This is a genomic window from Bradyrhizobium sp. CCBAU 53340, assembly GCF_015291645.1.
In the GTDB taxonomy this organism is placed as follows: Bacteria; Pseudomonadota; Alphaproteobacteria; order Rhizobiales; family Xanthobacteraceae; genus Bradyrhizobium.
Genome location: NZ_CP030055.1, coordinates 4,941,686 through 4,963,462, shown reverse-complemented (window position 1 = coordinate 4,963,462; position 21,777 = coordinate 4,941,686). Strand labels below are relative to the sequence as shown.

The following is a 21,777-nucleotide window of genomic DNA, read 5'->3' as shown; positions in this document are numbered from 1 at the left end:
GATCAGCGCTTGTCCGCGTTCGGGTCGGGGAACTGCGAACCGGCAGCGGCGGGTGCGGCGTCCTCCGGCGCGGCAGCCGGGGCGGCTGCGGCCGGTTTCGGCTTCCTTGGCCGGTGCGGCTTCTTCTTCACGGGCTTGGGCGGCACCGCCGGCTGAAGCTCCGCGAACACCGGGTTCGGATCTGATGTCACCGAGGCGGGCGTGGTGAAATCGCCGGGATTCTTGATCACATTCACCGGTACGCTTGCCGGCTGATATTTGGGCAGCGCGAAAGCGACCGTGAACGGGGCGTCGGGGGCGGGAACCGAGACGGAGCAGGGGGTCTTGCAGCCGGGCCCGAGCGAGGTCGTCGCGTCAGCCCCGGGCGGGCTGGATTCGAGCCGGACCTGAACGGTCGGCGGGGCCGATTTGAACATGTTCCAAGACATCGAGGAGCAGCCGCCAAGGCTCGCTCCCGCTAACGCAATCGCGATGACACGACGCATGACCATCCATTTCTACTGCGACGAACCGCCACATAACCCCGCGCGGACCTTAGGGGCGTCGCCAGGAGCAAGCAACCGGCGGGTCGCGCATAGTTAATAGATGGTTAACGCGGGGGTGGTCCAAAATTCATTAGTTATTCCAGTATGTTGCTTCAGGAATCCAGCTCGTTGCGAAGCCAGGCCAGGGCCGGCTCGGCATCGGAGCGTTCATGCCACGCCATGCCAAGGGTGAATCCCGTCACGGTGATCGGCGGCTCGAGAATTTGAAGATCGCGGGACTTGCGGAGGACGAGACGCTCGGGGACCAGGGCAATATGGTCTGACCGGGCGACAAGTTCGGGAACGATCAGAAAGCTGGCGGTCGACAGGCCGACACGTCGTTGCCTCCCGATCGCGGCCAGCGCGACGTCCGTCGGACCAGCAAAGCCGCCGCCGCGTGGCGAGACGGCGACATGGGTCAATGCGCATAATTGTTCGACGTCAATCGAACCTTCAATGACCGGATGGCCGTGGCGGGCGATCACCACATAGCGTTCGTCAAAGAGTGGGAGCGTCAGGAGCTGCTTCGGAGCGGTGTTCGGCGTCATGATCGCCAAGTCCACCTCGCCTCGCTCCATCTGCCCCACCAGTTCCGGTGCATAGAGCTGTCGCCAGGACAGGCGGAGCTTTGGAGCTTTTCGCTGAATTTCAACGATGCGGTCCAGCATCGCGCATTGCGCGTAATCGGATGCCGCGACCGCAACGGTAAGTTCCGCCGCGGACGGATCAAAGTGCACCCGCTCGGCGACGACCGAACGGAGTGCCCGCAATGACTCGCGCAACGGCGCCTGCAGCTCCAGGGCTCGCTGGGTGGGAATGACGCCGCGACGTGCGGGCACGAGCAGCGGATCACCGAAAATGTCCCGCAACCGCCGAAGCTGCGCAGACAAGGCTGGCTGGCTGAGGTTCAGCCTTGCCGCCGCCCGGGTCACATTCCGTTCGGCCAGGAGCGCTTCCAGCGCCAGGAGCAGGTTCAGGTCAAGCCGCGTGCCATCCATCATATGGATAGCATACTCCAAAGACATGCGATTTCAGAAATACTTGGATATCGACTAGATGATCCCGCGGCCACCGAAAGGATCAGGAAATGTCAGTTGTCCGTATCTCGCTCGCCCGGTTCGACGCCAGCCAATACGACGCGATCCGGCAATTGCTGGACGAGGCGCAAGCGACCCTCGTTCCCGCCATCAGGGCGCTGAAAGGAAACCTGGCTTTCTATGCCGGAATCGATCGCGAGAACTGCGCCATGCAGAACGTCAGCATCTGGGAGACGCTGGCGGACGCCAAGCAGCTGGACACGTTGCAGGCCATGCTGGACTTGGCGCCGCCCTTCGTGGCGGCTGGCGCGCGCTTCGAACGACCGATCACCAACCACGAGACATTATGGTCGCTGTGACGCCAATCTAGGCGGTCATCAGGCTGTGGGCGGCAGCCGGCAGGTCGCGCATGTGATGGATCAGCCGGTCCGGCTTCAACTCGGCGATCGGCACATCCGTATAACCGAAACTGACCCCGATCACGGGCACCCCGGCGCGCCGGGCCACACCGACGTCGGTTCCGGCATCGCCGACCATGATACTGGCTTTGACCTCGCCGCCGGCCCGCGCCACGGTCTGGCGGAAAATGGTCGGATCCGGTTTCTGCACCCCGAACGTATCGGCGCCGCAGATCGCCGCGAACCGCCCGCTCAGGTCGAGCTGGTCCAGAAGCCGCTTCGACAGCCATTCCAGCTTGTTGGTGCAGACCGCCAGCCGATGGCCCTGCGCCGCAAACAGGTCGAGCGCCTCCAGCAGGCCCTCGAAGGGGCGCGATTCGATGGCAATGTGGTCGGCGTAATAGGCGATGAAATCCGCCGTCATCCGGTCCATGTCGGCCACACTGACCACGCGGCCCTCGGCCTCCAGGCCCCGTTCGATCAGCTTGCGGGCGCCAGCACCGATCATGTTGCGGGCCGATTGCATCGGCACCGGCGGCAGGCCTTCGCGGTCCAGCACGTAATTCAGCGCGGTGATCAGGTCGGGCGCCGTATCCACAAGCGTGCCGTCGAGATCGAAGACGAGGGTGTAAGGAGGGGTCATACAAAAGCGCTATCGGGCCGGCCGGATCGGCGCAAGGGCCGAAGCCATAAGTTCACCTTATAAGATGAGCCCAAAGGCCTGTTCCTGCGGGAAAAACGAGGCTACATAGGCCGCCGCAAGTGGCACCATCGGCGGCACTCTCAAGACAGAGGCGGGCGCAAATTTGGATATGGATCAGTTGAAGCGGCAGGCGGCGGCACGCGCCCTGGAAGAGGTGCGTGACGGCATGCAGCTCGGCCTCGGCACCGGCTCGACCGCCAAGCATTTCGTCGAGCTGCTGGGCGAGCGCGTCGCGGCCGGCCTCAAGGTGATCGGCGTGCCGACCTCCGAGGCGACCCGTGCCGACGCGATGCGTTGCGGTGTGCCGCTGACCACGCTCGACGAGATCGACCATCTCGACATCACCGTCGACGGGGCCGACGAGATCGATCCCGAGCTGAACCTGATCAAGGGGGGCGGCGGTGCGCTGCTGCGCGAGAAGATCGTGGCAGCCGCCTCGGATCGCATGATCGTGATCGCCGACGACACCAAATGGGTGCCGACGCTCGGCCGCTTTCCGCTGCCGGTCGAGGTCATCCCGTTCGGGCTTGGCGCGACACGGCGGGCGATCGAGAAGGCATTTGCGGAATGCGGCGTTTCCGGGCAAATGGCGGTCCGGAAGGCCAAAGATGGCCACGTTTTTGTCACCGATGGCGGCCACTGGATCGTCGATGCCCAGCTCGGACGTATCGTGGATCCCGCCAGCCTCGCCAAGGCCTTGAGCGCGATCCCCGGCGTGGTCGAGCACGGACTGTTCATCGGCTTGGCCAGCTCGGCTGTTTTGGCGGGCGGCGAGGGAATCCGCGTGATTGAACGGCGAAAGCCGAAAGGAGACTAGGAATGAAGAGCGTTTTGAAATTCTTGCCGGCCGCGACCCTCGCTGTGGGACTGGCCTTTTCCGCCGGCCCGGCTGCGGCGCAGCAGCAGCCGCAGGGGGCCCCGCCGAAGTCCTCGCCCGCGGCGATTGCGGCCGCCAAGGAGATCCTCCAGATCAAGAACGCCAGCGCGATGTATACCGGCGCGGTACCGGGCCTCGTCGAGAAGACCAAGGTCGCGCTGATCCAGCAGAACCTCAACTACCAGAAAGACCTCAACGAGGTCGCGCCGATCGTCGCCAAGCAGCTCGAGGGCCGGCAGAACGAGATCGGCGAAGGCATGGCGCAGATCTACGCCAGCGAGTTCACCGAGCAGGAGCTCAAGGATCTCGTCACCTTCTACAAGTCGCCGCTCGGACAAAAGCTGATCACCTCGGAGCCGCGTGCCATCGGGTTGAGTATGGCCTTCATGAACTCCTGGGCTCAGAACTTCGCCGAGACCGTGATGAGTGCTTTCCGCGCCGAGATGCGCAAGCGTGGCAAGGAAATCTGACAGCACCTATCTGTCCAGATAGTCCTTGACGGAGGTCGGAGTGAATCATGGCTGAATTCGACGTCGACCTCTTTGTCATCGGTGGTGGTTCGGGCGGCGTGCGTGCCGCCCGCATCGCGGCCGGCCACGGCGCCCGCGTGATGATCGCGGAAGAGTACCGCATGGGCGGCACCTGCGTGATCCGCGGCTGCGTGCCCAAGAAGCTGTTCGTGATCGGCTCGCATTTTCGCCAGGAGCTGGAAGACGCCGCCGGCTTCGGCTGGACCGTTCCGCCCGCGACCTTCGACTGGCCGACCTTGATCGCCAATAAGGACAAGGAGATCGCGCGGCTGGAGGCGGCCTACACGACCAATGTCGAGAAGTCGGGCGCGCAGATCGTCAAGAGCCGCGCGGTGATCGAGGACAGGCACACCATTCGCCTGCTCGAGAACGACCGGAAGGTCACCGCGAAATACATCCTCATCGCCACCGGCGGCGCCCCCAATCATGGCACGGCGATCCCCGGCATCGAGCATGTGATCTCCTCCAATGAGGCGTTTCACCTGAAGAAGCTGCCGAAGCGGATCGTGATCCAGGGCGGCGGCTACATCGCGCTCGAATTCGCCGGCATCTTCGCCGGCTTCGGCTCCGACGTCACCGTGATCTATCGCGGCGACAACATCCTGCGCGGCTTCGACGAGGATGTCCGCGCCCATGTCCGAGCCGAGATGGAGAAGCACGGCATCACCATCCTCACCGGCTGCACGGTGACCAAGGTCGATCGCCACGGCGAGGAATTCACCACCCATCTGTCGAACGGGTCGAGCATCGCCTCCGATCAGGTGATGTTCGCGATCGGACGCCATCCGGCCGTTGCCAATCTCGGGCTCGAAAAGGCCGGCGTCGCCATCAACCCGAAGAACGGCGGCATCGCGGTCGACCACTTCTCCAAGAGCTCGGTCGACAGCATCTACGCGATTGGCGACGTCACCCATCGGCATAATCTCACGCCGGTCGCGATCCGCGAGGGCCATGCCTTTGCCGACACCGTGTTCGGCAATCGTACGGTGCAGGTCGATCATGCCAGCATCCCGACCGCAGTGTTCTCGCAGCCGGAGGTCGGCACGGTCGGCCTGACCGAAACCGAAGCGCGTGCGCAGTTCAGCCACGTCGACATCTACAAGACGACGTTCCGTCCCATCAAGGCGACCATGTCCGGCCGCGACACCCGCGTGCTGATGAAGCTCGTGGTCGACGGTTCGACCGATCGCGTGCTCGGCTGCCACATCGTCGGCGATTGCGCCGCCGAGGTGACGCAAGTCGTCGCCATCGCCGTGAAGATGAAGGCGACGAAAGCCGATTTCGACGCGACCATCGCGCTGCATCCGACCGCGGCCGAGGAACTCGTGACGATGCGTACCCCGACCGCGCGCCACGTGCGCCAGGCGGCGGAGTAGGGCAGTCAAACGGGGAGCCTTGAGGCTCCCCGTTGTTTTCTCAACGTCGTTTAGAAGTCGAACGTCATGCCGGTCGTGACGGCTTCGGCCTTGTTGCCGGCGACGACGTTGTTGTTGGCGTCACGCCCGCAGACGCCGTAGCCGTGTCCGCTGACACCGAGGCAGTAATGCGCGCCCGGTCCGTTGCGCAGATAGCTGCCCACCATGTACCAGCTCACGAACGGGCTGAAGTGGTACTTCACGCCGATCGCATACTGGTCGGCGCTGGAGTCGACGGTGTTCAGCGCGAAGTCGGCGGCGCCGGCCGGAGCCGAGACCGCAACGCCGGGTGTGGGATAGGCGTTGATGACGCCCGTGCCCGGCGAGCCCGGAGAGGCGTTGGCGTGAGCCCAGGATGCGCTGACGTCCCACTTGTCGACGCTCTGGGTCGCGCTCAGGAAGTAGCCGTCGCGCGAACGCTCGTTGAAGGCGGCAACCGTGTGCTCGCGGCGCATGACCTCGTAGATGCCGTAGAGCTGGAGGCTGCCGATCATGTCGTTGAACTTGTAGCCCGCACCGACCTTCGCGGCCCATTCGTTGGCGATGCCGACCGCGCCTGCCGGGACGGTGAGTGTGCCGCCGTTGCTCAGAGGCGTCACGGCCTCGTCACCGGTCCGGTTCGTCCCTTCGTGGAATTCGTAAGCGGCGACGCCGGTGAACCCACCCTGGTTGTAGGTCAGCGACGCGCTGTAGAGATTGCCGTATGAGCCGTCGGTGCAGCCCTCAGGCGCCGATGTGAGCGGGAAGCCCGAGCCGCTGCCGCGTGACGAGGTGGCCGGGCAGTTGAAATCGCCGAGGGCAAAGTCGCTGTTGTCCTTCGCCGTGTTCTGTCCCGGCGAGACCATGAGGCTGGCCTGGAAGCCGTTCCAGATCGGCGATTCATACCAAATCGCGTGCGCGGCGCGCCAATCGAACTCGGCGCGAAGGTCGCCACCGGTGTTGCCCATGATCGAGTTGTAGTCGCCGAGCGTGGCCGAGAACGGATCGAACTTCGCCGTTGCCTTCTTGTAGGGCGTGTCGGCCTTGCCGGCCTTGATCGTACCCCAGGGGCTTTCCATGCCGAGGAAGCTGTCGCGCGTGCCAAACGCTGCGCGTTCGGTCGGTACTGCTGCGACCTCGACGAGCGACTCGAACTGCGCGATGGCCGCCCATCCGGGATAGCCGTAGGGATCCAGATTGTGTCGCGCACGTACGCCGAAATAGGTGAGGTTGCTGGAGACGCCGAACTTGGTGCCCTGATCGTAAACCCCGGGATTGAAGATATCGCCGGAGAGATCGACATGGCCGTAGAGCGTCACCGTGGTGTTGTCGATGAACGGATTGCTGCCAGGCGCCTTGCTGTAGAGCGGCGCGCCACCGATGCTGACGACAGTGTGCTCGGGCGCAGGGGCGGGCGCCGGCGACGGCGCGACCGCCGCGTGCAGAACCGGATTGCCCTTGGGCGAACCCGGCGCGACGGGCGTCACCGCAGCTCTCGTTTCGCCCATGTGATTGACGCGTTCGCGAAGCTGCGCGTTCTCCTTCGCAAGCTTGGCGTTGCTGCGCTCGAGCGCATCGAGGCGGGCAACAACATCGTCGAGGGTTGCTGCGCGCAAGGGATGACTCATTGTGGTTGCACAAAGGGCCGCAACCCCTGTGCCGAGCAGAAAGGCCTTCCTCATCTCGTTTCCCCTTTATCGCCGCGGACTCCTGATGGGTCCGGGATAAAGCGGAAATTAATGTATGCCAGATACCATATACAATCCGGCGCATGTGCTGCGGCTCACTTTCGAGCCTCACTGTGTCTAGCCTGCAACTATTCCTGACAAAGCGTGTCGCGCGGCGATCTGCCGCATTGCGACGGGACGAGCCGTTTCAGCCGGAAACGAAAGCAACTTCCGTGACTTGCTTACACGCCCCAGGGCGCTTCGCCGCGCCCAAGGCGGTCGGCGATGTCGGTCTGAAACACCGGCGGTCCGAACGCGAACCACTCGTCGGCGATCTGATAGACCAGCAGCCGCCTGTTCTCCGCGCAAAATCGCGTCAGCCAATCCAGCGCCTTCTTCTTCGGCTGCTCACCGACCGGCACCACGACGTCGACCGGCAGGCCGCGCCAGAAGAAATTGGCAGCCAGCATGATCATGCTGGATTGATCCGGCCGCATCCAATCCGGCAGCGGGCTAGATGCGACCAGCCAGCCGCAGATGAATTCGCGGCAGGGATGCTGCGGGCGCTCCGGATAGATCGTGCATTGGTGTGCGACGCTGAACGGACATGGCTGCCCCTTGCGCACCTTGTGCCCGCGCACCTCGATCTGCAGCCAGCCGTCACAGCAGGCGGTGCAGCTTCCGCAGGTTCTGGTGACGTCGCGGCTCACGGGCGAGGCGGGTGCTCCAGGCGCATCTCGATCGCCCATGACCTAGCAGCACCATTTACGGAGAGGCAAGGTCTGCAGCGAAAGAGAGCCGGCCGCGTTGATGCCGACGTCGCGACTATGCGTAGAGATATCCGACCGGCCTGCCTTCGGTCCGCAGCGGGCGAATGTCCTGCTGCGTGATGATCTGACCGGCGAGACCGTCGATCTCGTCGCGCTGGGTCGGTGTCCAGCTGCGCAGATTGTCGATGCCCTTGAGCAGGCCGAGCCGCAATACCTGCGTGTTCTCGCCGACGCCGATCAGGCCGATCGAGTCCTTGCCTGCGGTCACCACGTCACCGGCGGAAAGCTCGAAGGTCTCGCCGGCCTTCTTCCTGAATTCCGCCGTGCCGCGAATGATGCGGTAGATCACGACCTCGCCCTTGGCAAAGCAGCTCGCGTCCGCTGCGGCCGACATGCTCTTCGGCAGAAGCGAGTGGCCGCGCGGGTCGGTTGCGATGATGTGGCCGGTGACGAGATGACCGCTCGGCGCTTCGATGCCGATATCGCGCACGTAAACAGGCAGCGCCGATTCGATCGCGCCGTCGCTGAGCGGCTTGAACAGCGCGTCCAGCGCCAGGGCATCCTGAAGCCAGAAGCCGGCATTGGCCGGGCGATCGTGGAGGGGATGGCTCCAGGCCACGCGCGGCGTTTCGGCCTCGTTGATCTGGTCCGGGCCGACGATCGTCGGATTCGGAAAGGTGGTGGGATCGGTGATAAAGGCTTCGAGGAATTTGCCGGAATACCCCATCGAGATCGGATCCGGCACCACCGTCTGCGGCGTCTTCAAATTCTCTTCGGTTGGCAGGCCCGACCAGGTGTAGAACAGCTGGCGATGCACGATCGCGCTTTGCAGCATCACCGCGCCCGGGCCGACATTGTAGAAGCGCCCGTCATAGTCGAAGGTGAAAGCGCCGGAGGTAACCAGCACGAGCTGAAAGCCGCCCGGCGGCAGATGCAGATGGAAATCGGTGGGGCCGGTGTCGGGCCGGTAGATCGGCAGGTTCGTCGCGACTTCGTGGAGCAGGAAGGTTTCGTTGTTGGCGTGAAAGCCTTCGTTGGCGCGGTTGTAAAGCGCTTGCGGACGATACGTCGCTTCGAACTTTGCATTCTTGTCGCGATCGATCGCGACGAAGTCCTTCGTGTTGAGGCGGAGCGGCGCGCCGCTCGGACGGGTGAGTCCGGTGGTCTTGAGATCGCCCGCAGCATGCACGTTCATGACGTTCTCCGCTCAGCGCCGTTGCTTCGCTCGCAACGTCACTGCGAATTTTGGGCCAGTTGGTTTGTGAGCGCAGCCAACGCTCCGGCGGCTGCGAGGCGGCGAGCTCGTTCGGGAAAAATCCGGTGGCTGCACGGGAGGTTAGATCACCCGTTGGTTTCGCTCAGCCGACGCTGCGGAAGGGGAGCGTGATTGCGGACGGCGCTGTGGTGTCTAATTTGTCATCAAGCATTGCCAGTCGGCGTGCAGATTGGTCCGGGCGGCGATCGACCTCTTGATTGACTTTATTGTTGATTGACTTGTTGTTCATGTTTTGTTCTTATGCTGCAGTCGAGAGGGAGGCAGCCATGGACAACCGCATCAACGACATCCGCAGGACCATCAGGGCGCTCCGCATCAGCATGCGCGAGGCCGAGGCGATCATGCATGAGCAGATTAACCGCGACGAGGACTGCAGCTTCGTGGCGCAGGAAGTCATCAAGATGCGCGCGGTCATGAGCCTGCTCGTGAAGGAGCGAGCCGCGCTCGGCGATTTCGAGCCGATCGTCGTGAGCAGCTTCTTCATCCCGCGGCGCCGGCCGACGCGAAAGCCGGCCGCGGCCCTGTCCCCAACTGTCGATTCCGTGTTCCGCCCGCGCCTTGTGGCGCGGGTTTAGGACCTCGGCTCAATCAAAAGCGTGAGGCGCGGGCCGGCCGGGTTTGCCGGCGGGGCTGTCCGCCCACTTCGCCATCTCCATGGTTCGCGCGTCGACGCCCTCGCACCAGAAGCACCTCGGCCGCGCGCGGCCCTTCTCGGACAGGATCGGGACCAGGCTGTGGCCGCAACCGGCGCACCAGGTGATGTCGGTCATGCATTCCTCGACGGCGTATCAAGTTTGGAAATGACGTTCTCGTTGGCGAAGCTTGCGCGGGCGCTATGACGGCGCGGGAGCAGTTTGCCCCGTAGGCGCGCTCGCTCCGGCGACCGTCGATGTAGCGATCCAGCGTGACACGGCTGTGATGTCGTTGCCGCTTTCGCGATAGGCGCGAAGCTGGAACTCGGCCGAGCTGCCGCGATCCACGATGGTGCGGCAATGTTCGATCTCGGCAGCGCAGCCCAATGCGTCCGCGTCCTCAATGGTATCGTCGATGATTCGGGACAGCATCTCCGAGATCGTGAGCGGTCCGTCCCTGGAGGCGAAGATGCAATCGGTCCCGTAGCGCTGGGCGCGCCACTTGTTCTCGACCGCAATGGCGCGTTCAACCACAGTGACCTCCTTCGACAGATGAGGCCGCAGACAGAGGTGGCGCGTCAGGCAGCGGTAGAGCGAGGCGATCGCGACGGCGTCCTCGAGCAGGGTACAGGTATCGGGCGCGCGAAGCTCCAGCGTCGGATGCTTCATGGACGGGCGCATCGCCCACCAGATGTGGCTTTCGTCGGGGATCACGCCGGAGCGCTGGAGGGCGCCGACATATTCGTCGTAGTCCTGCCTGTTTTCGAACAGTTCGGGCAGCCCGGTGCGTGGCAGCTCGGAATAGGCCGCCAGACGGTAGCCCTTGAGCCCGGTCTTGTGCGAATTCCAGAACGGTGAGGACGCCGCCAGCGCGATGAACAGCGGCAGGCGCGGCAGCATCGCCCGCATCACCGCCATCCGCTTCTCGGGATCGGGCAGTTGCACATGCACATGCATGCCGCACATCATGTTGCGGTGGCCGATGCTGCGGAAGTCCTCGATCATCTCCTCGTAGCGCGGCTTCGGGCTCGGCTGCGACATGCGCCAGACCGCAGTCGGGTGCGTTCCGCAGGCCATGATCACAAAACCGTATTGTGCGGCAACGTTGGCGACCTCGCGGCGCAGGAACCTCAGCTCTTCCCGCGCGTCATTGACGTCGACGTGGATGTTGGTGGCGACCTCGAGCTGGGACTGCAGCATCTCGCGCATGGCCTGGCCACCGGTCGACCAGTTCGCCGACTCGAACAGCGCGTCGGGAGTCTGGATCGCAACCTCCAGGGTGCGGCGATCGGCGAGGAAATATTCCTCCTCGATGCCGAAGGAATATTCGGCCGCCTTGCCGCGTCCGCCGGCAGAGCGGATGACGAGGTGCTGCCTGTCGTCGGAAGTGTCCAAACGCAGCAGTTTCAAAACGTCCGTAGCAAATGTCATCGAGCCACCCGGCGGCCATTACCTGCGGGCAATAATCCGTCGGACAGGGGCCGGTTCCGCGTCGGACCCTGTGGAAATGGCAAGATCGAACGGAACAATTTTCGCACTTTCGGATGCGCGTGCGATCAGGGCGTGGTTCGGGGGCACTTCCGTCCAGTCCGTTTCCTTGTCGAACGGCTCGGACACGACGATGACCTGGTCGCCGTCCTCGCGGAAATAGAGCGTGTTGGCGGCGTCGTTGACGGCGATGCGAAATGCGTAGAGATCCCGCCCGTTCGCAATCGCACTGGTGAAGCGCAGCCGCTCGCGCAGCTCGCCTTCGTTGACGAGGCCGACGAGCGATTGCAGCACGCTTCGCGTTGCGCCGAGCGGATCGCGATCGAGACCGGCGCCCATCATGGCGAGGAACACGGCTTCCGAGTCGGTCGTGCCCAGGCGCGACGGATAATAGGCATCCGGGATCAGCGCCTCGACCTTGCGGCGCAGCCGGTTCCAGCTGCCGACAAAACCGTTGTGCATGAACATCCACTGGCCACAGGCAAAAGGATGGCAGTTCTGCCGTGTCACCGCGGTGCCGGTCGCCGCGCGCACATGGGCAAAGAACAGGTGCGAGCGCAGATGGCGGCAGAGATAGCGCAGATTCTCATCCGACCAGGCCGGCCGCGTCTCGCGATAGAGGCCGGGCTCCGGATGCTCGCCGTACCAGCCAAGACCAAAGCCGTCGCCATTCGATCCCGCCGTCGATTGCAGCGAGCGGATGCTCTGTGCAATCAGCGAATGCTCCGGCTCGGTGACGTAGGGTTCGAACGAGGTCGTCTCGCCCCGATATGCAATCCAGCGGCACATGCGGGTTCCTCATCAGGCGGTGGACAGGTCGAGGTGCACCAACGAGTCGCATCGCTCCAGGTTCCCTCTGCGTCAAACGGTGCGGGGGCAGCGGCTTGCGTTGCGCGCCTCGCCGTGTAGAACGACCCCGGGTGCTCGCTGCACGTGGCAGCGACAGGGCAAGCGATGGTCGGGCCGCCACGCAGGATGCGTGTGCGCCCATGAACGATCAGCTGCCCGGCAGAGACCTTTCCAAGCCCCAACTTCTCGTCGAACGAGCGCTCGCGACGCTCCAACAGTTCCTGCATGTCGAGGCCATCAGCGGCATCGTGCTGCTCACGGCCGCGGCGGCTGCATTGCTGTGGGCCAACTCGCCATTTGCTCATGCGTATCATGACATCTGGCATCTGCAGGTTCCGCTCCGGCTCGGTGCGTTCGCCTTTGATCGATCGCTGCATTTCTGGATCAACGACGCGCTGATGACGGTGTTCTTTCTCGTCGTCGGCATGGAGATCCGCCGCGAAATCCACGAGGGAGCGCTGAGCGAATTCGACCAGGCCATTCTGCCGGTGCTGGCCGCCGTCGGGGGCGTCGTGGTCCCCGCATTGATCTATTTGAGCTTCAACGGCGTCACGGAGCGCAGCCAGGGCTGGGCGATCCCGACCGCGACGGACATTGCTTTTGCGGTCGGCGTGCTCGCGCTGCTGGGACGATCCGTCCCCGCCAACATCAGGGTGTTTCTGCTCGCGCTGGCGATCATCGACGACATCATCGCGGTCCTCATCATCGCGCTGTTCTACAGCAGCGGGCTCGATCCGGCCGGCTTTGCGGTCGCAGCGCTCGGCGTGGTCATAGCGCTCGGCTTCCAGCTGATCGGTCTTGGCTCCGGCTATGCCTATGTCGTGCCGGCGTTCATCGTCTGGGCGGGCTTCCTCATGGCCGGCGTTCACCCGACACTCGCGGGAGTCGTGCTTGGCCTGATGACGCCGGTGCGGTCGTCCAGTTCGGAGATCGCCCCGCCTGTCGTCCGTGTGGCGACGGCGCTGCATCCCTGGGTCGCTTACGCGATCATGCCGGTCTTCGCGCTGGCGAATGCAGGCGTCAGCTTCAAAGGCATCGAGCTGTCAGGTGGCACCCAGCTCGTGACGCTCGGCGTCGCGCTTGCGCTGTGTGCTGGGAAGCCGGTCGGTGTGATCGGTGCGACCTGGCTTGCGGTGCGAGCGGGATGCCGGCTGGCGCCGGGCGTGACATGGTCCGGCGTTTGCCTGATCGGGCTATTGGCCGGCATCGGCTTCACCATGTCGATCTTCATCGCCATGCTCGCGTTCGCCGATGGCGGATTGCTGGATGCAGCGAAGTTCGGCGTCCTGCTCGGCTCGCTGATCTCGATGACGCTGGGGCTCGGATGGGGCGCGGAATATGCCCACCGGCAGCGCGAGCAGGGCGCCAATTGATGTGGCCGCGCCGGCGCCCTCAGGCCGGCAGCGGGATCAGCGGCGCGACCTCGCGATCGCCGGCGCTGTCGCTTGCCGCAAGGCCTTGCGCAACGCCGATGCGGTCGGCCTCGGGCCGGTTCTGGCTCATCTTGCGCTTGCCTTCGAACCGCACCACGGGGATGCGCACGCCGACGATCCCGCGCAGTTGCGTGGCGATGAAGTCAGCGGGGGCATCACTGACGGCCCAGGGCTTTGCACGCGTGCCCTCGTGCCTGTTGGTGAGCCGCGTCACGACGTCGAGCAGGCGCTCCGGCTCCTGGAAGAATTCGACGGGGCCATAGGCATGCACCGCGACGTAGTTCCAGGTCGGCACGACCTTTCCGGTTTCCTGCTTGGTTGCGTACCAGGATGGCGTCACATAGGCATCGGGCCCGCTGAAGATTGCCAGCGCATCGCCGATCGGCGGCAGCTGCCATTGCGGATTGGCTTTTGCGACGTGTCCATACAATACGCCATGCTCGCCTTCGCTCTCGTCGAGGAAGAGGGGCAAGGGCGTGGCGACCGGGCCTGCGGCGGTGGCCGTGACGAGGCTGGCAAGCCGGGCGGCGCGAATGGTCGCCCGAATGCTCTCGATGTCGTCGTCCCGGAAGGCCGGCGGAATATACATGGCGTGTCTCCGTTCTGGTTGAGGAGATAGCCGGAATCTGGCCTGTACAAAACTGCCAGTTTGTAACGATTTCTTCAGTCCAGTTCAGCGACGGCCTGCGCCAGCAGCTTGCAGCCCCGCTCGATCTGAGTAACCTCCAGCACCGAATAGCCCATGACGAGGCCGACCGCCTTCCGCCGCCGGGGGCCGGCGAACAGGGCGGACACCGGGTAGATACCGACGCCCTTTTCGCGGGCCGCCCTTATCAACGCATCCTCGTGCTTGAGCGGCAGATCGTCGAACCACGTCACGATGTGCAGGCCGGCGGCGGCGCCTTCGATCCTGATACGGTCGCCGAAACGACGGCGAAGGGCGTCGATCAGCGCCTGGCGGCGTTCGGCGTTGCGCCGGCGCGCCCGTCTGACATGGCGGTCATAAGCGCCGCTCTCCAGCATTGCGGCAAGCGCCTCCTGCTCGATCAGCGGCGTGTGCCGGTCCATGATCTGCTTGGCGGCACTGAACAGCGATCGCAATCCCTGCGGCACCACGAGATAGCCGATCCGCAAGGTCGGGGAGAGCGTCTTGGAGACGGTGCCGAGATAGATCACATGGTCGCGGCCCTCCAGCGCATGCAGCGGCGGGATCGGCTTGGTGTCGTAGCGATATTCGCTGTCGTAGTCGTCCTCGATCACATAGGCATCGTGCTTTCTTGCCCACGCCAGCAATTGATGCCGGCGTCCGATCGGCATGACGCCGCCGAGCGGATATTGATGCGACGGCGTCACATAGGCGAGGCGGGCGGCGATGCCGTCGAGCCGCTCGGTCTGAAGGCCTTCCGCATCGACCGCGACAGGCACCGCGGCGGCGCCCGTCGCCGCAAAAGTGTGCCGTGCCATCTGGTAGCCCGGGTCCTCCATCACGAAGCGGTCGCCGGCATCGAGCAGGAGGCGCGCGCAGATATCGAGACCCTGCTGCGAGCCGTTGACGACGACGATCTGGTCGACGTCGCAGCGTATGCTGCGCGATCGCCACAGATAGGCCTGCAGCGCGGTCCGCAGCCGCATCGATCCGCAGGGATCGTCATACGCAAGCCGCTCGGGCTTGCGCGTCATCGCTGACGTCACGGCCTTCTTCCAGGCCAGCACCGGGAAGTCCGAGGGCGACAGCTCGCCATAACGGAAGTTCGCGACGAGCCCGCGCGGCGGCACGGTCCATTGCGGCCCATCCTGACGCAGCCGCGCGCCGAAAGCCGACAGCTGCGCCTTGCGCGTTGATGGACGTGATGTCGCGCGCGCGCGTCCGCGCTCAACCACCGCACGCGCCACGCGCGGCCGGGCGCCATGTCGCGTCTCGATAAAGCCCTCGGCGGCGAGCTGCTCATAGGCAACCGTGACGGTCGAGCGCGCCACGCCCATCTCGCCGGCCAGCGCCCGCGACGACGGCAACACGCCGTCGGTGCCGTAGACCAGCGACAGGATCTGGTCGCGCAGCGCCTCGTAAATCTGGCGTGCGCCCATCGGGCCGGAATTGGCGTTCATCTGATCATCCATCGCGGCTGGAAGCAGTCATCTCCGATGCTCTCGATACGCGTTGTATCCTCCGTCCATCGGCATTGCGAGCGATGCGGGACACGCGCAAAATGCTTGACCAAATTGTCCTCGCGGAACCCCGATGCGGCCGCTGGTCGCAGCTTTGTCGCCTTGATTCCGTCCCGCCCGGCTTTATCTCTGGGGAGAACAAGAATCCGGGCCCCTCTGGCGAGGACGCCGACCATGTCGGCTAAACCTCGTGATGTCGGATCACCTGTCCCGCGCGAATGCGATGGATCGGCCGATTGTCGGGCCTTCTCAAGTTCCCTCCGACCCAATCGTCCCCATCGCAGCTCCGTGCGGCCAATTCGCAAGATCGAGGAGCGACGATGACTGACGCCAATACTTCCACCCCCACCGAGATCGAGATCACCGAGCCGCGCAGCTTCAACGAGCAGGCTGCCGCTGCGCTGGTGATATCAGGCGCGCTCGTCGCCGTGGCCGATCGGCGCGTCTCGCCGGTCGAGCGCGACGAGGTGATCCGCTTCATCAGGGAGCGCGGACTGGCGCCGCACATCGGCGACGACCGCCTGTTTGCGATGTTCGACGAGCTAGCCGAGCGGCTCGAGGAGCCTGATTTCGCCAATGTTGTGATCGATACGCTGCGGCCCGTCTCCGACCTGCCGCTGTCGTCCCATCTCATCGAGCTGTCGGAGCGCGTCGCGGCGGCGGACGAGGACGTGCATCCGCACGAAGTGCAGGCGATCAAGCTGTTGCGCCTGCTGACGCTGGTGCTGCCGCGGGCAAAGCCGGTCGAGGCGGTCGCGGTCAGCGTGGCTTCAAGGGAATGATCATGAGTGCAACCTCGGACGAGCAGACGACGAGATCCAGCGATACCGCCGGCCAGCCGGCTGGCGGCGACCCGCGCCTCGACGCGCTCGTCCAGCGGCTGCCGCCGCGACTTGCCGGCACCGTCGACTATCTGCTGCAACCGTCGAGCCGCTGGGTCCGGATTCCTTCGGGCGCGTTGCTCGTCGTCGGCGGCGTGCTGTCCTTCCTGCCGGTGCTCGGCATCTGGATGCTGCCGCTCGGCCTCGCGCTGCTCGCCGAGGACATGCCGGCGCTACGTGCGTCGCGTTCAAAAGTCTTCGACTGGATCGAGCGCCGCAAGCCGCACTGGCTGGATCCGTCCGCTTCGAAAAATGATGAGACATGACTGAACTCGTCACGGCCGAGGCGCTGACCGCGCTGCTACAGGTTGTTCTGATCGACCTCGTGCTTGCCGGCGACAACGCCGTCGTCATCGGCCTCGCCGCGGCGGGCCTGCCGGCCGGGCAACGCCGCCGCGCCATCGTCGTCGGCATCATTGCGGCCACAGGCTTGCGCATCGCGTTTGCCGGCGTCGCGACCCAGCTCCTGCAGGTGATCGGCCTGCTGCTCGCCGGCGGCGTGCTGCTGCTGTGGGTGTGCTGGAAGATGTGGCGCGAGCTGCGGGAGCAGGCCTCCCATGCCGGCGAGCTCGCGTTCAGCCATGGTGGCGGCGGACGTGCTGCGCCGGCGCCGCGCAAGACGTTCGGCCAGGCCGCGATGCAGATCGTCGCAGCCGACGTCTCGATGTCGCTCGACAACGTGCTCGCGGTCGCGGGCGCCGCGCGCGAGCATCCTTACATCCTGGCGTTCGGTCTGTTGCTGTCGGTCGCGCTGATGGGTGTCGCCGCCGACCTGCTCGGCCGCGTGCTCCAGAAGCAGCGATGGATCGCCTATGTCGGCCTCGCCATCATCGTCTATGTCGCGTTTGAGATGATCTATCGCGGCTCGCTCGAGCTCGCGCCCGTCATTGCAAGCCTCTAAGTCCCGCCTTCGTCTTCCCGGAGTGATCGATGTCGTCTGAACCCAAAGCAGCTTTGGCGAACCCGCCGGTCGGCCTGTTTCCGCGGCTGATCTTCGGCTCGCGCTGGCTGCAATTGCCGCTTTACGTCGGCCTCATCGTCGCACAGGCGGTCTATGTGCTGCTGTTCTTGAAGGAGCTCTGGCACCTGGTCGCGCATTCGTTCGACGCCAGCGAGCAGCAGATCATGCTGGTCGTGCTCGGATTGATCGACGTCGTCATGATCTCGAACCTGCTCGTGATGGTGATCGTCGGCGGTTACGAGACCTTCGTCTCGCGCCTCAACCTGCGCGGCCATCCCGACGAGCCGGAATGGCTCAGCCACGTCAACGCCAGCGTGCTCAAGATCAAGCTCGCGATGGCAATCGTCGGCATCTCCTCGATCTCGCTGCTGAGGACCTTCATCGAGGCCGGCAATCTCGGCACCACGCGCAGCAATTTCACCGAGACCGGCGTGATGTGGCAGGTGCTGATCCACCTGACCTTCATCATCTCGGCGATCGGCATCGCCTGGGTCGATCGCCTCGCGGACAACGCGCCGCGCAGGCAGAACGATCACGCCTGAGCGCGCGCGCCGACCGCAAGACGAGACGGACGCCGCCCGCGCATCAGCGTCTCGGACGGCGTCTCGCCGAAGGCGCGCTTGTAGCCGATCGCGAAGTCGCCAAGGTGCCAGAAGCCGTTGCCGAGCGCGGCAGCCTTCACGGTCAATCCGCTGGCGCCCGTCATGAGCTGGATGCGAACGGCCCACATCCGCTTGAGACGCAGATAGTGATGCAGGCTGACGCCGTGCACGGCTTGCGTCGCAGTCTGGAGCGTCCGCGCGGACACGCCGAGCGCGGCGGCAAGGTCTTCGCTGTAGAGCGGCTGGTTGCCGAACAGCTCGACGACTTCGTCGAGCCGCGCGATCAGCTTGCGGTGCTTGTCGAATGTACCGGGACGCGCGGTGTGTGCGCCGGCCGGCAGCAAAACCGCGTCGAAGGCGGCGAGCAGCGTTTCCTGGATCGGACGGTCGAGTGCCTCAAACTGCCGGGGATCATCGCACGCCGAAGCCAGCGCGAACATCTCCGAAAAGACCGCGCACAGGCGCGCCATCGGATCGTCCTGGGGACGGACATAGCCAAGGCCGGTGTCGAAGTCGGCCCATCCGCGATGCCGCATGTCCGAGTTGAAGCGCACCATGAGATAGGTGTTGGGACGATGCTCGATCGACTCGACGGGGGCCTTGCCACGGACGATGCCGATCGTTGAGCTGTCGACCTCGCGGCCATTGGCAATGGAGTGGAAGTCAAGCGGGACAACGAGACCGATGCCGCTCTCCGTCCCCATCTCTGCTTCGAAGCGCCGCGCAAAGGCACGCTGCAGAACGAACAGCCCGTTCTGCAGCGGCAGGATGGCGCGCGACAGCGAGAATTCGCGCGGCCGAAGCGGCGTAGAGGTGCCGAGGCCCAGCACCTCGTTGGCGCGAAACTCGCTGAAATCCGAGAAACGTTCGATGTGCAGGACGCGCGATGGCGTCAGCCGATGAACCGGCATGTCGGAAATCCCAGGGGGCAAATAGCAGCTGCTCAATCCCCAACGGATATCAACGCCGGACGATCGGCCATATTCCGGTAAACTACTGCCAGTTCAGCAGATCATGCGGTGCGCGGATACGCCGCACTCTCTCGCCGCTCCCGCTCGCCGAGCTCGCGGACGAGCTCCTGGAGGAAGGAGTCGGTGAAGGCGGGCAGGGTGCGCTCGGCGCGGACATAGATGCCGAGATCGGACCATACCGGGCTGCCGGCATTGTCGAGCGGCAGGAATACCAGCTGCGCGTCGCGTGACAGCCTGTTGATGCCAAGCTGGGTCTGGAAGGCGATGCCGACGCCGCGCGCGGCGAGCTCGCGCATCAAGTCGATCGAGTTGGCCTGGATCGCCGGCTCCGGAGTCTCGGAGAGCTGCGCGATCAATGGCTGCAGCAGATGGTAGATCGACAGCTCCGGCAGCGCATGAATGACCGGGAAGGCGAGGCATTGCTCCAGCGTGACGGTCTTGCGGCGCGCCAGCGGATGCTCGCGCGCAACGAGCGCGCCGAGACGAAAGCGTTTCAGCGCGACCTGCCGCAGATCGGGTGGATGCCTGAGCGCGATGGCGATGCCGATATCGGCTTCACCCCGCCTCAAGGCTTCGAGCACGTCCGACGATCCCATCACCTCGGTGGTGAAGCTGACGCGCCGTGCCCGGCTGCGGTGCGCGGCGATCAGATCCGGCAGCACCGATTCCGTGAGTGACTCGATGCAGGCGATGCTGACATTGCCGTGCCAGGCGCCGGACAGGGATGCCACGTCGGAGCGAAAGCGATCGAGGTCCTGGAGCACGTTCATGACGTGGCGAGCCAGCATCTCGCCAACCGTTGTCAGCGTCAGTCCGCGCGCCGTTCGCTCAAAGAGCGGAGACCCAACCTCTTGTTCAAGCTTGAGAATTTGACGGCTGACGGCGGACGAGGCGACGTTCAGGGTCCGCGCCGCGGCCCGGATCGAGCCGGTACGGCGGACGGCGTGGAAGTAGTGGATGGCCGGTGAATGAAAGCGCATGGGACCCCGGCGGCACTATAGCTGATGCCGAAACGGCAGCAATATGTACGAAATTCTCTGCCTTTTGAGAGCGCTGGTTTCACCCTAGTGTCATGTGCTGACGGGCCCTCGGGCCCGTGCGGCAACGCGCTTGCAACGAGGCGGCGGGGGATTTGGGGTGATCGAGACTGACGCTTGCGAACTGGAGCATGGGCGGGACGGGCGCCTCGTCGACCGCCGCCGCGCGGCCGCCTATGTCGGCGTGACCGCCGGCCGCTTCGAGCAGCTCGTGCGCGACAATGTCGTGCCTGCGCCGGTCATTGTCGACAACAAGCGGCGCTGGCCGATCGCGTTGCTCGACGACGCCAGGGACGCGATCGGCGGCAGCATGCCATCGTCGCCGGCAGTGAGGATCGAGATCGAGGCGCGCCCCTGCGATCGCAACGCCGTGCCGTCTTCGCGCGAGCTGCCCGATGCGGCCTGGTTCGAGCAGCGCGCGAGCTTCGTGCAGCGCGTCCGCCGCTCGCTGCTCTCGGGCAACGAGATCCGCCTGCTGCGCGAGTTCAAGCTGCTCAAGCAGAGCCAGATCAGCATGTACGGCTACTATGGCAGCTTCGAAGCCCTGATGGTGCGCGGCTACATCGTTGAGATCGACCGCAAGCCGCCGTCGAGCCGTCCGCTGGTGACCTATCGCCTCACCGTGCCGGGCGAGCAGGTGATCGCGGCGCTGAAGGACGAGCCAGTCTTTTGACTAGGGCTCTGCCACCTCGAAGAACGGCTGCTCTGCGAGCCTGCTTGTCAGTGCGGCGGCCTGAGCCATACAATCGTCGATCCAGGGCTGGTGCACCTTCTCCGGCGGGCGGTGATTGCCCTCATAGGCGGCGTGAAGACATTTTTCGCACGCACCCATCATCATGGCCGCAACCTTCAGCACGGCGCGGCGATCGGCGCCACTGCGCGGCGTGAGCGGCCGGTCGCCGCCGTAGGTTTCATCGAGATGATCGACGATCGCGTCGCTGTCGATCAACGTCTCGCCGCTGTCGAGCACCAGCGCGGGAATGCGGCCAAGCGGATTGCTGGCCCTGACCTCAGCGCGATTGCCGAAGCCGGACAGCTGACGCTGTTCGAACGGTATGCGATAAATATTGAGCGTCATCGCAACGCGTCGCGTGTATGGTGAGCGATTGACCCCGATCAGCAGCATGGCGCGATCTCGTCCATTCGTTCACGATTTGCGCGAACGCGCGATGTCGCTCTTGAGTGCTTCGAGATCCTTCTGCACCGCGCGGGCGGCATCGCGCTCGATCTTGCGGTAGCGCGCGACAAGCTTTTCGCCGAACGGGGTCAGCATGGCACCGCCGCCGTTCTTGCCGCCGGCCTGCGGCTCAACCGCCGCATGTCCGCAGATGCGGTTGATCTCGTCGACGAGGTCCCAGGCGCGCTTGTACGACATGTCCATGGCGCGGCCGGCCGCGGAGATCGAGCCTTGCGCGCGGATCTGCTCCAGAAGCTCGATCTTGCCGGGCCCGATCCGGTCCTCGCCGTCGAGGTCGATGCGCAGGCTGAGCTGGGGCAGCGATTTGGCGCTCGCGCGCGACATCATGAAGTCTCTTGGATGGCTCCAAACCGAGCTTGCCATTCTTGCCGGCCGCGAACAAG

27 protein-coding genes are annotated in these 21,777 nt (G+C 64.7%); 11 read left to right on the top strand and 16 right to left on the bottom strand.

Features of this window, described 5'->3' with window-relative positions:
* Nucleotides 1-2 precede the first annotated feature (2 nt).
* Together XH89_RS23785 and XH89_RS23780 are read right to left on the bottom strand one after the other, a co-directional pair.
* Entirely contained in the window at nt 3-485 is a 483-nt protein-coding gene (locus XH89_RS23785; protein ID WP_194468594.1) for a hypothetical protein, read from the bottom strand.
* A 152-nt stretch (nt 486-637) separates the two neighbouring features.
* Nucleotides 638-1,525, bottom strand: coding sequence for a LysR family transcriptional regulator (locus XH89_RS23780; protein WP_246767593.1), 888 nt, complete (start codon nt 1,523-1,525; stop codon nt 638-640).
* Nucleotides 1,526-1,611: 86 nt separating this feature from the next.
* Between XH89_RS23780 and XH89_RS23775 the strand changes: the two genes are divergently transcribed.
* Nucleotides 1,612-1,920: a hypothetical protein gene (locus XH89_RS23775; RefSeq protein ID WP_194462838.1), complete on the top strand. Its 309-nt coding sequence runs from the start codon at nt 1,612-1,614 to the stop codon at nt 1,918-1,920.
* Between the two features lie 7 nt (nt 1,921-1,927).
* Here the strand turns inward: XH89_RS23775 and XH89_RS23770 are convergent, their stop codons facing one another.
* Entirely contained in the window at nt 1,928-2,602 is a 675-nt protein-coding gene (locus tag XH89_RS23770; protein ID WP_194462837.1) for an HAD-IA family hydrolase, read from the bottom strand.
* Between the two features lie 163 nt (nt 2,603-2,765).
* On the opposite strand from XH89_RS23770, the gene rpiA reads away from it, so the two are divergent.
* From rpiA to gor, 3 genes are read left to right on the top strand one after another with little or no spacing between them, the layout of a single operon-like run.
* Nucleotides 2,766-3,479 carry a ribose-5-phosphate isomerase RpiA gene (gene rpiA / locus XH89_RS23765; protein ID WP_194462836.1) on the top strand — a complete coding sequence of 238 codons (714 nt, stop codon included), beginning with the start codon at nt 2,766-2,768 and terminating at the stop codon, nt 3,477-3,479.
* 2 nt (nt 3,480-3,481) lie between these two features.
* Nucleotides 3,482-4,009, top strand: coding sequence for a DUF2059 domain-containing protein (locus XH89_RS23760; protein ID WP_194462835.1), 528 nt, complete (start codon nt 3,482-3,484; stop codon nt 4,007-4,009).
* A 47-nt stretch (nt 4,010-4,056) separates the two neighbouring features.
* Nucleotides 4,057-5,445 (top strand): glutathione-disulfide reductase, encoded by a 1,389-nt coding sequence (gor, locus tag XH89_RS23755; protein WP_194462834.1) that lies wholly within the window; start codon nt 4,057-4,059, stop codon nt 5,443-5,445.
* Between the two features lie 50 nt (nt 5,446-5,495).
* On the opposite strand, the gene XH89_RS23750 is transcribed toward gor, so the two are convergent.
* The 4 genes from XH89_RS23750 to XH89_RS23735 form a co-directional block, all read right to left on the bottom strand.
* Complete coding sequence (locus XH89_RS23750) at nt 5,496-7,079, bottom strand: porin (protein ID WP_194462833.1); 1,584 nt, start codon at nt 7,077-7,079, stop codon at nt 5,496-5,498.
* Nucleotides 7,080-7,372: 293 nt separating this feature from the next.
* Nucleotides 7,373-7,840: a hypothetical protein gene (locus XH89_RS23745; protein ID WP_194462832.1), complete on the bottom strand. Its 468-nt coding sequence runs from the start codon at nt 7,838-7,840 to the stop codon at nt 7,373-7,375.
* A gap of 115 nt (nt 7,841-7,955) precedes the next feature.
* Nucleotides 7,956-9,095, bottom strand: a complete 1,140-nt coding sequence (locus XH89_RS23740) for a hypothetical protein (protein ID WP_194462831.1) — start codon at nt 9,093-9,095, stop codon at nt 7,956-7,958.
* Between the two features lie 163 nt (nt 9,096-9,258).
* Entirely contained in the window at nt 9,259-9,405 is a 147-nt protein-coding gene (locus XH89_RS23735; protein WP_194462830.1) for a hypothetical protein, read from the bottom strand.
* Nucleotides 9,406-9,442: 37 nt separating this feature from the next.
* Between XH89_RS23735 and XH89_RS23730 the strand changes: the two genes are divergently transcribed.
* On the top strand, nt 9,443-9,751 hold the full coding sequence (locus XH89_RS23730; RefSeq protein ID WP_246767592.1) for a hypothetical protein: 309 nt from the start codon (nt 9,443-9,445) through the stop codon (nt 9,749-9,751).
* A 9-nt stretch (nt 9,752-9,760) separates the two neighbouring features.
* Here the strand turns inward: XH89_RS23730 and XH89_RS23725 are convergent, their stop codons facing one another.
* The 3 genes from XH89_RS23725 to XH89_RS23715 form a co-directional block, all read right to left on the bottom strand.
* Nucleotides 9,761-9,946: a hypothetical protein gene (locus tag XH89_RS23725; protein ID WP_194462829.1), complete on the bottom strand. Its 186-nt coding sequence runs from the start codon at nt 9,944-9,946 to the stop codon at nt 9,761-9,763.
* Between the two features lie 63 nt (nt 9,947-10,009).
* Nucleotides 10,010-11,239 carry a carboxylate-amine ligase gene (locus XH89_RS23720; RefSeq protein WP_194462828.1) on the bottom strand — a complete coding sequence of 410 codons (1,230 nt, stop codon included), beginning with the start codon at nt 11,237-11,239 and terminating at the stop codon, nt 10,010-10,012.
* Nucleotides 11,240-11,257: 18 nt separating this feature from the next.
* Nucleotides 11,258-12,085, bottom strand: coding sequence for a class II glutamine amidotransferase (locus tag XH89_RS23715; RefSeq protein ID WP_194462827.1), 828 nt, complete (start codon nt 12,083-12,085; stop codon nt 11,258-11,260).
* 200 nt (nt 12,086-12,285) lie between these two features.
* On the opposite strand from XH89_RS23715, the gene nhaA reads away from it, so the two are divergent.
* Nucleotides 12,286-13,518, top strand: a complete 1,233-nt coding sequence (gene nhaA, locus XH89_RS23710) for a Na+/H+ antiporter NhaA (RefSeq protein ID WP_194462826.1) — start codon at nt 12,286-12,288, stop codon at nt 13,516-13,518.
* Between the two features lie 19 nt (nt 13,519-13,537).
* Here the strand turns inward: nhaA and XH89_RS23705 are convergent, their stop codons facing one another.
* Together XH89_RS23705 and XH89_RS23700 are read right to left on the bottom strand one after the other, a co-directional pair.
* Nucleotides 13,538-14,167, bottom strand: coding sequence for an FMN-binding negative transcriptional regulator (locus XH89_RS23705; protein WP_194462825.1), 630 nt, complete (start codon nt 14,165-14,167; stop codon nt 13,538-13,540).
* 74 nt (nt 14,168-14,241) lie between these two features.
* Entirely contained in the window at nt 14,242-15,684 is a 1,443-nt protein-coding gene (locus XH89_RS23700; protein WP_246767591.1) for a PLP-dependent aminotransferase family protein, read from the bottom strand.
* A gap of 380 nt (nt 15,685-16,064) precedes the next feature.
* Here XH89_RS23700 and XH89_RS23695 point away from each other — a divergent pair, with 380 nt between their 5' ends.
* Genes XH89_RS23695 through XH89_RS23680 form a run of 4 tightly spaced genes read left to right on the top strand, consistent with a single transcriptional unit; the run spans nt 16,065 to nt 18,128 of the window.
* Complete coding sequence (locus XH89_RS23695) at nt 16,065-16,526, top strand: TerB family tellurite resistance protein (protein ID WP_194462823.1); 462 nt, start codon at nt 16,065-16,067, stop codon at nt 16,524-16,526.
* Nucleotides 16,527-16,528: 2 nt separating this feature from the next.
* Nucleotides 16,529-16,891, top strand: coding sequence for a hypothetical protein (locus tag XH89_RS23690; protein WP_194462822.1), 363 nt, complete (start codon nt 16,529-16,531; stop codon nt 16,889-16,891).
* On the top strand, nt 16,888-17,526 hold the full coding sequence (locus XH89_RS23685; RefSeq protein WP_194462821.1) for a TerC family protein: 639 nt from the start codon (nt 16,888-16,890) through the stop codon (nt 17,524-17,526). The genes XH89_RS23690 and XH89_RS23685 overlap by 4 nt, the downstream gene beginning before the upstream one ends.
* Nucleotides 17,527-17,555: 29 nt before the next feature.
* On the top strand, nt 17,556-18,128 hold the full coding sequence (locus XH89_RS23680) for a TIGR00645 family protein (RefSeq protein WP_194462820.1): 573 nt from the start codon (nt 17,556-17,558) through the stop codon (nt 18,126-18,128).
* On the opposite strand, the gene XH89_RS23675 is transcribed toward XH89_RS23680, so the two are convergent.
* Nucleotides 18,119-19,099, bottom strand: a complete 981-nt coding sequence (locus tag XH89_RS23675; RefSeq protein ID WP_194462819.1) for a helix-turn-helix domain-containing protein — start codon at nt 19,097-19,099, stop codon at nt 18,119-18,121. The genes XH89_RS23680 and XH89_RS23675 overlap by 10 nt on opposite strands.
* A 101-nt stretch (nt 19,100-19,200) precedes the next feature.
* Nucleotides 19,201-20,139: a LysR family transcriptional regulator gene (locus XH89_RS23670; protein ID WP_194462818.1), complete on the bottom strand. Its 939-nt coding sequence runs from the start codon at nt 20,137-20,139 to the stop codon at nt 19,201-19,203.
* A 157-nt stretch (nt 20,140-20,296) separates the two neighbouring features.
* On the opposite strand from XH89_RS23670, the gene XH89_RS23665 reads away from it, so the two are divergent.
* The gene (locus XH89_RS23665) at nt 20,297-20,869 is read left to right on the top strand and encodes a hypothetical protein (protein ID WP_194462817.1); all 573 of its coding nucleotides are present in this window, start codon (nt 20,297-20,299) and stop codon (nt 20,867-20,869) included.
* On the opposite strand, the gene XH89_RS23660 is transcribed toward XH89_RS23665, so the two are convergent.
* A complete protein-coding gene (locus tag XH89_RS23660) occupies nt 20,870-21,322 on the bottom strand; it encodes a glutathione S-transferase family protein (RefSeq protein ID WP_194462816.1) in 453 nt (150 codons plus the stop codon). It abuts the gene before it with no gap.
* 21 nt (nt 21,323-21,343) lie between these two features.
* Nucleotides 21,344-21,718: a winged helix-turn-helix domain-containing protein gene (locus tag XH89_RS23655; protein ID WP_194468592.1), complete on the bottom strand. Its 375-nt coding sequence runs from the start codon at nt 21,716-21,718 to the stop codon at nt 21,344-21,346.
* Nucleotides 21,719-21,777 lie beyond the last annotated feature (59 nt).